Source organism: Geobacillus sp. WSUCF-018B, assembly GCF_002809985.1.
In the GTDB taxonomy this organism is placed as follows: domain Bacteria; phylum Bacillota; class Bacilli; order Bacillales; family Anoxybacillaceae; genus Geobacillus; species Geobacillus thermophilus.
The window spans coordinates 20,784-29,543 of the sequence record NZ_PIJF01000039.1; the positions used below are offsets into that span (position 1 = coordinate 20,784).

Here is an 8,760-nt window from a genome sequence, read left to right on the forward strand (position 1 = left end):
ATGGAGAAAATCATTGTCAAAGGGGCGCGCGCCCACAACTTGAAAAACATTGACGTCGAAATCCCGCGCGGCAAGCTCGTCGTCTTGACCGGGCTGTCCGGGTCGGGGAAGTCGTCGCTGGCGTTTGATACGATTTACGCGGAAGGTCAGCGACGCTACGTCGAATCGCTGTCGGCGTACGCCCGCCAGTTTTTAGGGCAGATGGAAAAACCGGACGTCGATGCGATTGAAGGATTGTCGCCGGCCATTTCGATCGATCAAAAAACGACGAGCCGCAACCCGCGCTCAACCGTCGGCACGGTGACAGAAATTTACGATTACTTGCGGCTTCTATTCGCCCGCATCGGCCGCCCCATTTGCCCGACGCACGGCATTGAAATCGAATCGCAGACGATCGAGCAAATGGTCGACCGGCTGCTTGCTTATCCAGAGCGGACGAAAATGCAAATTTTGGCGCCGATCGTCTCGGGAAAAAAAGGGACGCACGCCAAGACATTGGAGGATATTCGCAAACAAGGGTATGTGCGCGTTCGCATTGACGGTGAGATGCGCGAGTTGACGGAGGACATTGAGCTGGAAAAAAACAAAAAACATTCGATTGATGTCGTCGTCGACCGGATTGTCATCAAGGACGGCATCGCATCAAGGCTTGCCGATTCGCTTGAGACGGCGCTGAAGCTCGCCGACGGCAAAGTGGTCGTTGACGTGATCGGCGAGGGGGAGCTCTTGTTCAGCGAAAAGCACGCTTGTCCGTACTGCGGCTTTTCGATCGGGGAGCTTGAACCGCGTCTGTTTTCGTTCAACAGTCCATTCGGCGCCTGCCCGGACTGCGACGGCCTCGGGGTGAAGCTCGAAGTGGATCTCGATTTGGTCATCCCGAACGATGAGCTGACGTTAAAAGAACACGCCATCGCTCCGTGGGAGCCGCAAAGCTCGCAATATTACCCGCAGCTGCTCGAAGCCGTGTGCCGCCATTACGGCATCCCGATGGACGTGCCGGTGAAGGAGTTGCCGAAAGAGCAGCTCGATAAAATTTTGTACGGCAGCGGCGGAGAGCCGATTTATTTCCGCTATACGAATGATTTCGGACAAGTGCGCGAACAATACATCGCATTTGAAGGCGTCATTCCGAACGTCGAACGCCGCTATCGCGAGACGAGCTCGGACTACATCCGCGAGCAGATGGAAAAGTATATGGCGGAACAACCATGTCCGACATGCCAAGGCTACCGGCTGAAAAAAGAAAGCCTGGCCGTCCTTGTCGGCGGCAAGCATATCGGCGAGGTCACCGCCATGTCGGTGACCGAGGCGCTCGCCTTTTTTGACGGGCTCGAGCTGACCGAAAAAGAAGCGCAAATCGCCCGCCTTATTTTGCGTGAAATTCGCGACCGGCTCGGTTTTTTGCAAAACGTCGGCCTCGACTATTTGACGCTCAGCCGCTCGGCAGGAACGCTCTCCGGCGGCGAGGCGCAGCGCATCCGCTTGGCGACGCAGATCGGCTCGCGGCTGACGGGGGTGCTGTACGTGCTCGACGAGCCGTCGATCGGGCTTCATCAGCGCGACAACGATCGCTTGATCGCGACGTTGAAAAGCATGCGCGACCTCGGCAATACGCTCATTGTGGTGGAGCACGACGAGGATACGATGCTAGCCGCGGACTATTTGATTGACATTGGTCCGGGGGCGGGCATCCACGGCGGCGAGGTCGTCGCCGCCGGCACGCCGGAAGAGGTGATGGACAATCCGAACTCGCTCACCGGCCAGTATTTATCGGGGAAAAAATTCATCCCGATTCCGGCCGAGCGTCGCCGTCCGGACGGACGTTGGCTTGAGGTCGTCGGCGCGCGCGAGCATAACTTGAAAAACGTATCGGTGAAAATCCCGCTCGGCACGTTTGTCGCTGTCACCGGGGTGTCGGGCTCGGGCAAAAGCACGCTCGTGAACGAAGTGTTGTATAAGGCGCTGGCGCAAAAGCTGTACCGGGCGAAAGCAAAGCCGGGCGAGCATCGCGACATCCGCGGGCTGGAGCATCTCGACAAAGTGATTGACATCGACCAGTCGCCGATCGGCCGCACGCCACGCTCGAACCCGGCGACGTACACCGGGGTGTTTGACGACATCCGCGACGTGTTTGCCTCGACGAACGAAGCGAAAGTGCGCGGCTACAAAAAAGGGCGGTTCAGCTTCAATGTCAAAGGCGGGCGCTGCGAGGCGTGCCATGGCGATGGGATCATCAAAATTGAGATGCACTTTTTGCCGGACGTGTACGTCCCGTGCGAAGTGTGCCACGGCAAACGGTACAACCGCGAAACGCTCGAGGTGACGTATAAAGGGAAAAACATCGCCGATGTCTTGGACATGACGGTCGAAGATGCGCTCGACTTTTTCGCCTCGATCCCGAAAATCAAACGCAAGCTCGAGACGCTCTATGACGTCGGGCTTGGGTATATGAAGCTCGGCCAGCCGGCGACGACGCTCTCGGGCGGCGAGGCGCAGCGCGTCAAGCTCGCCGCTGAGCTTCACCGCCGCTCCAACGGCCGGACGCTCTACATTTTGGACGAGCCGACGACCGGGCTTCATGTCGATGACATCGCCCGGCTGCTTGATGTGCTCCATCGGCTCGTCGACAACGGCGATACCGTGCTTGTCATTGAACATAACTTGGACGTCATCAAAACCGCGGACTATATCATTGACTTAGGTCCGGAAGGCGGCGACCGAGGCGGACAAATCGTGGCCGTCGGCACGCCGGAAGAGGTGGCCGAGGTGGAGGAGTCGCACACCGGCCGCTACTTAAAACCGATTCTCGAGCGCGACCGGGCGCGCATGCAGGCGCAATATGAAGCGGTGAAGGCGTAAAGGCCTTTGCGGCTTTGTCCGCCGCTTGGGACACCGGCGGCCGCCGCCTTTTTTTTGCCGTCGGCAGGAAACTTTTCCTAGCGGCCGTCGTATATACAGGTAAAGGAAACTTGGAAAGGGGATTGCCGATTGTCGACGAACAAAGTGTTGTCCGCGCTTTGTTATTTCAGCGTCTTTTTTGCGCCGTTCATTTTGCCGATTGTCGTCTATTTTGTTGTCGAAGATCTCGAAGTCAAACGCCATGCGAAGCGGTCGCTCGTGTCGCATTTGATTCCGGCCGTTACGATCCTCTTGTTCATTGCGTTGGCCGCGTCGCCGGTGCTGTTCGGCCATTGGGGCGAGGAATCGCTTCTTTTTGGCGGCGGGCTCGTCTGGCTTGGGTTCCTCGTTGCTGGGGCGGTGAATCTTGTTGTCATCGTTTGGAATGTCATAAAAGGGATTCAAGTGTTAAAATAAGAGAAAGCGCCCGTTTGCCGGCGAATGCCGTGGCCCTGTTTCTTTGGGACTGTAACAAGGTGTGGCCGGCGGGCGCGAGACTCGAATAAAGATGGTGATGGGATGCTCAATTGGCTGATCGGTGTGTTGATCAATACGGTGCTGCTGATGGCGATTGACGGCTATTTTGACGATATTCACTTCAGCGGCATCGGCGCGGCGTTTTTGGCGAGCGTCGTTTTGGCGGTGCTCAACGCCGTCGTGCGCCCGGTGCTCATCTTGTTGACGCTGCCGGTGACCGTGTTGACGCTCGGTTTGTTTTTGTTTGTCATTAACGCCATCACGCTCATGATGACTGCAGGGCTGATGGGCGATGCGTTTCAAATCGGCGGCTTTGGCACCGCGCTGCTTGCGTCGATCGTCTTGTCGTTTTTCCATTTGCTTGTGCAAAAAGCGGTGATCGAGCCGCTCCGCAACCGGTCGTAACGGGTTGCGGTTCATTGCCAAGCGGGTGGCGCCGTGTGTCCGCGAGGCGGATGCGGCAATGTTTCGCCGTTGGAGAAGCGATGCGGGAAAGATCGTTTCGGCTTGATGGATTGGGCGTGATCGGGACGGGGAACCGTCCTTGTTTTGTTTTCTGCGGAATGTTTTCTTCAATGGCGAAACGAAACGTGCTACAATGAAAAAAGATGAGGAAAGGAGAGAAAGGCTGCGTATGCCGAAAGTGCGGACGAAAGACATCATTGAACAGTTCCAGCTCGAGCTCGTCAGCGGCGCGGAGGGCATTTACCGCCCGATTACGACAAGCGATTTGTCGCGGCCGGGGATTGAAATGGCCGGCTATTTCGCCTATTACCCGGCGGAGCGTCTGCAGCTGCTCGGACGGACGGAGCTGTCGTTTTATGAAACGTTGACGCCGGAAGAAAAAAAATCGCGGATGGAACGGCTTTGCACGGACATTACGCCAGGCATCATCGTCTCGCGTGGATTGGAAGTGCCGCCGGAGTTGATCGAAGCGTCGGAGCGCCAGTCGGTGCCCGTGATGCGCTCGACGATGAAAACGACCCGCCTGTCCAGCCGGTTGACAAACTATTTGGAAAGCAAGCTCGCCCCCACGACCGCGGTGCACGGGGTGCTTGTCGATGTGTACGGCGTCGGGGTGTTGATCACGGGCAAAAGCGGCGTCGGCAAAAGCGAAACGGCGCTGGAGCTCGTCAAACGCGGCCATCGGTTGGTCGCCGACGACTGTGTGGAAATCCGCCAAGAAGATGAAGATACGCTCGTCGGCAGCGCGCCCGAGTTGATTGAACATTTGCTCGAAATTCGCGGACTTGGCATCATCAACATGATGACGCTGTTCGGCGCCGGGGCGGTGCGGACGCATAAGCGCATTTCGCTCGTCGTCGACTTGGAGCTTTGGGATCCGGAGAAGCAGTACGATCGGCTCGGGTTGGAAGAAGAGAAAGTGAAAATTTTGGATACCGAATTGCCGAAATTGACGATTCCGGTTCGTCCGGGGCGCAACTTGGCGGTCATCGTCGAAGTGGCGGCGATGAATTTCCGCCTGAAGCGGATGGGCGTCAATGCAGCCGAGGAGTTTTCGGCGCGATTGAGCGACGCCATCGAAGACGGCGCGCACGATTACGACTGATGTTTCTTGCGTCAAAGGAATGGATCTCGTTTGGGCATGGAGCATAGGAGGTGGAAACGATGGAATCGACGATTCAGCCGCTCGACCGCGTGTTTTTGCACCTTGGCCCCATTACGATTTATTGGTATGGGGTCATTATCGGCACCGGTGTGTTGATTGGGCTATGGCTCGCGACGCGCGAAGCGGTGCGGCGCGGCTTGCCGAAAGAGACGTTTGTCGATTTAGTGCTGTTTGCCGTGCCGATCGCCATTGTGTGCGCGCGGGCGTATTACGTGCTGTTTGAATGGCACTATTATTCAAAGCATTTGTCAGAGATTCCGAAAATTTGGCAAGGGGGCCTCGCCATTCACGGCGGTTTGATTGGCGCGGTGGCGACGGGCGCGGTGTTCGCCCGCGCGCGCGGGCTGTCGTTTTGGAAGCTCGCCGACATTGCCGCGCCAAGCATCATTTTAGGCCAGGCGATCGGGCGCTGGGGCAATTTCATGAACCAAGAAGCGCATGGCGGCCCGGTGTCGCGCCAGTTTCTTGAAAATTTGCATTTGCCGGATTGGATCATCAATCAAATGTACATTGACGGCCGTTATTGGCATCCGACGTTTTTGTACGAATCGCTTTGGAATTTGGCCGGCTTTTGTCTTTTGCTTTGGCTCCGGCGCGTCAACTTGCGGCGCGGCGAGCTGTTTTTGTCGTATTTGATTTGGTACTCGATCGGCCGCTTTTGGATTGAAGGGATGCGCACCGACAGCTTGATGCTCGCCGGCAGCCTGCGCGCGGCGCAAGTCGTGTCCGTGACGCTGATCGTGTTGTCGATCGCGCTGTGGATCGTGCGCCGGGCGAAAGGATGGGCGGACGCGCGCTATCGGGATGAATAGCCGTTTGAGGCGGCGAAACGTTGCGGACTTGTTCGGTTTGCGGGAAACCGCGATGAATGCAGCTCCTTCGCCGCCGCGCTTCGCAGCGGGAACAATCTTGTCGGGGAGCTGCATTCCCGCTTTTTTCGGTTAGGTGCGGACGGATGAACAAGATGCGGTGCGCGGCATCCAGAGAATCAAGGTTTCACCGCACCGCGGTGATCAAGGCAAGCAAAGGAGAGAGGAGACCATGACAGGAACGTTGCAGCGCGGTGTGCTCGCCGGGCTGAAGACATCGTGGGCGCTGGGGAAAATCATTTTCCCCGTGACGCTCCTGTTGGCGTTGCTACAGCCGACGCCGCTTTTTTCATGGATCATTGATGGGGTTACGCCGCTGATGAAATGGTTCGGCTTATCCGGCGATGCGGCTGTGCCGCTTGTGCTCGGCAATTTGCTTGGATTGTACGCGGCGATCGGGGCGATGCTGACGATCGAGTTGACGGTGAAGGAAGTGTTCATTCTCGCGGTCATGCTTTCCTTTTCTCACAACTTGATCGTCGAGTCTTCCGTCGCTTCGCGGACGGGTATGAGCGTTTGGCTCATGCTCGCCGTGCGCATTGGCTTGGCCGTTGTCTCCGGTTTGTTGATCGCCCATTTCTGGGATGGGGGGCAGGAGATCGCCCAATACGGGTTTGTCACGCATGAAGCCGCCCCGCCGTCCGGCTGGGGAGAGATCATCTTGGCGGCGCTGAAAAAAGCGGCCGCCGGCATTGTGCAGCTTGTCGCGATCGTCATTCCGCTCATGACGGTCATTCAAATTTTAAAAGAACGCCATTGGATCGAAGCCGTTTCGCGCTGGATGGCGCCGGCGACGAAGATGCTGGGCATGAGCGCGAACACATCGCTCACGCTCGCCGCCGGGTTTGTGTTCGGCTTGGCGTACGGGGCGGGGGTGATGATTCAGGCGGCGAAAGAAGACGGCGTCTCGAAGCGCGACTTGACGCTGGCGTTCATTTTTCTCGTATCTTGCCATGCGGTCGTCGAAGATACGCTCATTTTCGTCCCGCTTGGCATCTCTGTTTGGCCGCTGCTTTTCATCCGCTTGGTGACGGCCGTATTGCTGACAATGGCGGTGGCGTTCGTTTGGCGCCGCTTTGAACAACCGACTAGAAAGGAAGCCGCTTCATGACGATTCGCACCATTTTGTTTGATCTTGACGGCACATTGATTGATACGAACGAGCTCATCATCCAGTCGTTTTTGCATACGTTGGAGAAGTACTATCCGGGCCGTTACAAACGTGAGGACGTCCTGCCGTTCATCGGCCCGTCGCTCTATGAAACGTTCGGCTCGCTCGATCCGGAACGGGTCGAGGAGATGGTGAAGACGTACCGCACGTTCAACCACGCCCATCATGACGAACTGATTCGCGAGTTTGACACCGTGTATGAAACGATCGAAACGCTGCACCGCCATGGCTTCCGCCTCGGCGTCGTGACGACGAAAATGCACGACACCGCCCTGATGGGGTTAAGGAAAACGCGGTTGGAACCGTTTTTCTCGTGCGTCATCGGCCTTGATGACGTCACGCGGCCAAAGCCGGACCCCGAGCCGATTTACAAGGCGCTTGAGGTGCTGCAGTCAACACCGGACGAAGCGCTCATGGTCGGCGACAACTACCACGACATGTTGGCCGGCCAAAACGCTGGGGTGAAAACAGCCGGCGTCGCGTGGGCGATTAAAGGGCGCCAATATTTGGAACAATATAAACCGGACTATATGCTCGAGAAAATGAGCGACTTGCTCGCCATTGTCGGCATCAACGAATGAAAGGAGGAATCATCCTCCCGGTGAGACGAACGACCAAATACCCTGTCCAAGGAGCGAACTCGCTCTGGCAATTGTACCGCACCGTATCGTTTTGGAAAGTGCTGAAAAACGTCATCATCATTCAAATCGGGCGCTACACGCCGTTTTTGCCGCTGAAAAACTGGCTGTACCGCACGTTTCTCGGCATGAACATCGGCGAACAAACGGCGCTCGCCTTTATGGTCATGCCAGATATTCTCTTCCCTGAAAAAATCCGCATCGGCCGCAACTGCGTCATCGGCTACAACACGACGATTCTCGCTCACGAATATTTGGTTGACGAATACCGCCTCGGCGATGTGGTGATCGGCGATGAGGTGATGATCGGCGCGAACTCGACCATTTTGCCCGGTGTGGTGATCGGCGACCGCGCCGTCGTCGCCGCCGGCACCATCGTCCATCAAGACGTCCCGCCTGGAGCGATGGTCGCCGGCTGCCCGATGCGCATCGTCCGCCGGAATGAACCGCCTTCCAATTGAACGGGGGCGGTTTTCCATTTTGGAATAGGAAAAAATGAAAGAAACGAAAAAACAGAGAGTCTGTTTTTTTTGCCCCCTATAAGTTAAACTTCCAGTTGGATTTATATAGGATCAATGATGAAAATATGAAACTTTAGGTGGCAGAACTAAAAATTGTTGGCTCTTCACCACAAAGTGTACTTGACAAAGAAAGACGATTATGATAGAGAAAATCAAAACATCATTTTTCCTTTTTTATACCACACATCTCTTTTTAACAGGCATTCGTGAAAAAACAGAACGTGTATGGATCCATGACCGATATGAAACCGTATCGTGGGCTTTCTATCAGTTCCGTCAAATGTTAGAGTATAAGGCGCGTTTGCATGGGTCAAAAGTGATGGTGGTTGCTCCGCATTACACCTCTTTGACATGTCCAAAGTGCGGGCATACGGAAAAAGCCAATCGAAACAAGCGTACACACACCTTTTGTTGCCGAACATGCGGATATACCTCAAACGATGACCGCATTGGTGCCATGAACCTTCAACGAAAAGGAATAGAGTACATCGTTGAAGGAACGACACAGGCATGACCTGCGTCGTTGGGCAGCTGTCAACCTGCCCCTGATGCAACC

General features: G+C 56.1%; 8 protein-coding genes and 1 pseudogene. All 9 read left to right on the top strand.

The window, feature by feature from the left end; genetic code table 11:
- A complete protein-coding gene (gene uvrA, locus CV944_RS11995) occupies positions 1 to 2,859 on the top strand; it encodes an excinuclease ABC subunit UvrA (RefSeq protein WP_063211865.1) in 2,859 nt (952 codons plus the stop codon).
- 129 nt (positions 2,860 to 2,988) lie between these two features.
- Complete coding sequence (locus CV944_RS12000) at positions 2,989 to 3,315, top strand: magnetosome magnetite crystal formation protein family (RefSeq protein ID WP_011232554.1); 327 nt, start codon at positions 2,989 to 2,991, stop codon at positions 3,313 to 3,315.
- A 102-nt stretch (positions 3,316 to 3,417) separates the two neighbouring features.
- Positions 3,418 to 3,780, top strand: a complete 363-nt coding sequence (locus CV944_RS12005) for a phage holin family protein (RefSeq protein ID WP_033012049.1) — start codon at positions 3,418 to 3,420, stop codon at positions 3,778 to 3,780.
- 229 nt (positions 3,781 to 4,009) lie between these two features.
- On the top strand, positions 4,010 to 4,945 hold the full coding sequence (gene hprK / locus CV944_RS12010; protein WP_033004901.1) for an HPr(Ser) kinase/phosphatase: 936 nt from the start codon (positions 4,010 to 4,012) through the stop codon (positions 4,943 to 4,945).
- A gap of 59 nt (positions 4,946 to 5,004) precedes the next feature.
- On the top strand, positions 5,005 to 5,817 hold the full coding sequence (gene lgt / locus CV944_RS12015; protein WP_033012102.1) for a prolipoprotein diacylglyceryl transferase: 813 nt from the start codon (positions 5,005 to 5,007) through the stop codon (positions 5,815 to 5,817).
- 229 nt (positions 5,818 to 6,046) lie between these two features.
- A complete protein-coding gene (locus tag CV944_RS12020) occupies positions 6,047 to 6,985 on the top strand; it encodes a nucleoside recognition domain-containing protein (protein ID WP_044743799.1) in 939 nt (312 codons plus the stop codon).
- Positions 6,982 to 7,626 carry a pyrophosphatase PpaX gene (gene ppaX / locus CV944_RS12025; RefSeq protein ID WP_044743798.1) on the top strand — a complete coding sequence of 215 codons (645 nt, stop codon included), beginning with the start codon at positions 6,982 to 6,984 and terminating at the stop codon, positions 7,624 to 7,626. The genes CV944_RS12020 and ppaX overlap by 4 nt, the downstream gene beginning before the upstream one ends.
- A gap of 20 nt (positions 7,627 to 7,646) precedes the next feature.
- On the top strand, positions 7,647 to 8,144 hold the full coding sequence (locus CV944_RS12030) for an acyltransferase (protein WP_100664245.1): 498 nt from the start codon (positions 7,647 to 7,649) through the stop codon (positions 8,142 to 8,144).
- A gap of 253 nt (positions 8,145 to 8,397) precedes the next feature.
- Positions 8,398 to 8,718, top strand: a pseudogene (locus tag CV944_RS12035) (zinc ribbon domain-containing protein); the annotation flags it as partial.
- Between the last annotated feature and the right edge of the window lie 42 nt (positions 8,719 to 8,760).

What these genes read in the sequence shown, in the direction of transcription:
- uvrA (WP_063211865.1), top strand. Translation starts at nt 1, where the DNA reads ATGGAGAAAATCATTGTCAAAGGGGCGCGCGCCCACAACTTGAAAAAC.
- CV944_RS12005 (WP_033012049.1), top strand. Translation starts at nt 3,418, where the DNA reads ATGCTCAATTGGCTGATCGGTGTGTTGATCAATACGGTGCTGCTGATG.
- hprK (WP_033004901.1), top strand. Translation starts at nt 4,010, where the DNA reads ATGCCGAAAGTGCGGACGAAAGACATCATTGAACAGTTCCAGCTCGAG.
- lgt (WP_033012102.1), top strand. Translation starts at nt 5,005, where the DNA reads ATGGAATCGACGATTCAGCCGCTCGACCGCGTGTTTTTGCACCTTGGC.
- CV944_RS12020 (WP_044743799.1), top strand. Translation starts at nt 6,047, where the DNA reads ATGACAGGAACGTTGCAGCGCGGTGTGCTCGCCGGGCTGAAGACATCG.
- ppaX (WP_044743798.1), top strand. Translation starts at nt 6,982, where the DNA reads ATGACGATTCGCACCATTTTGTTTGATCTTGACGGCACATTGATTGAT.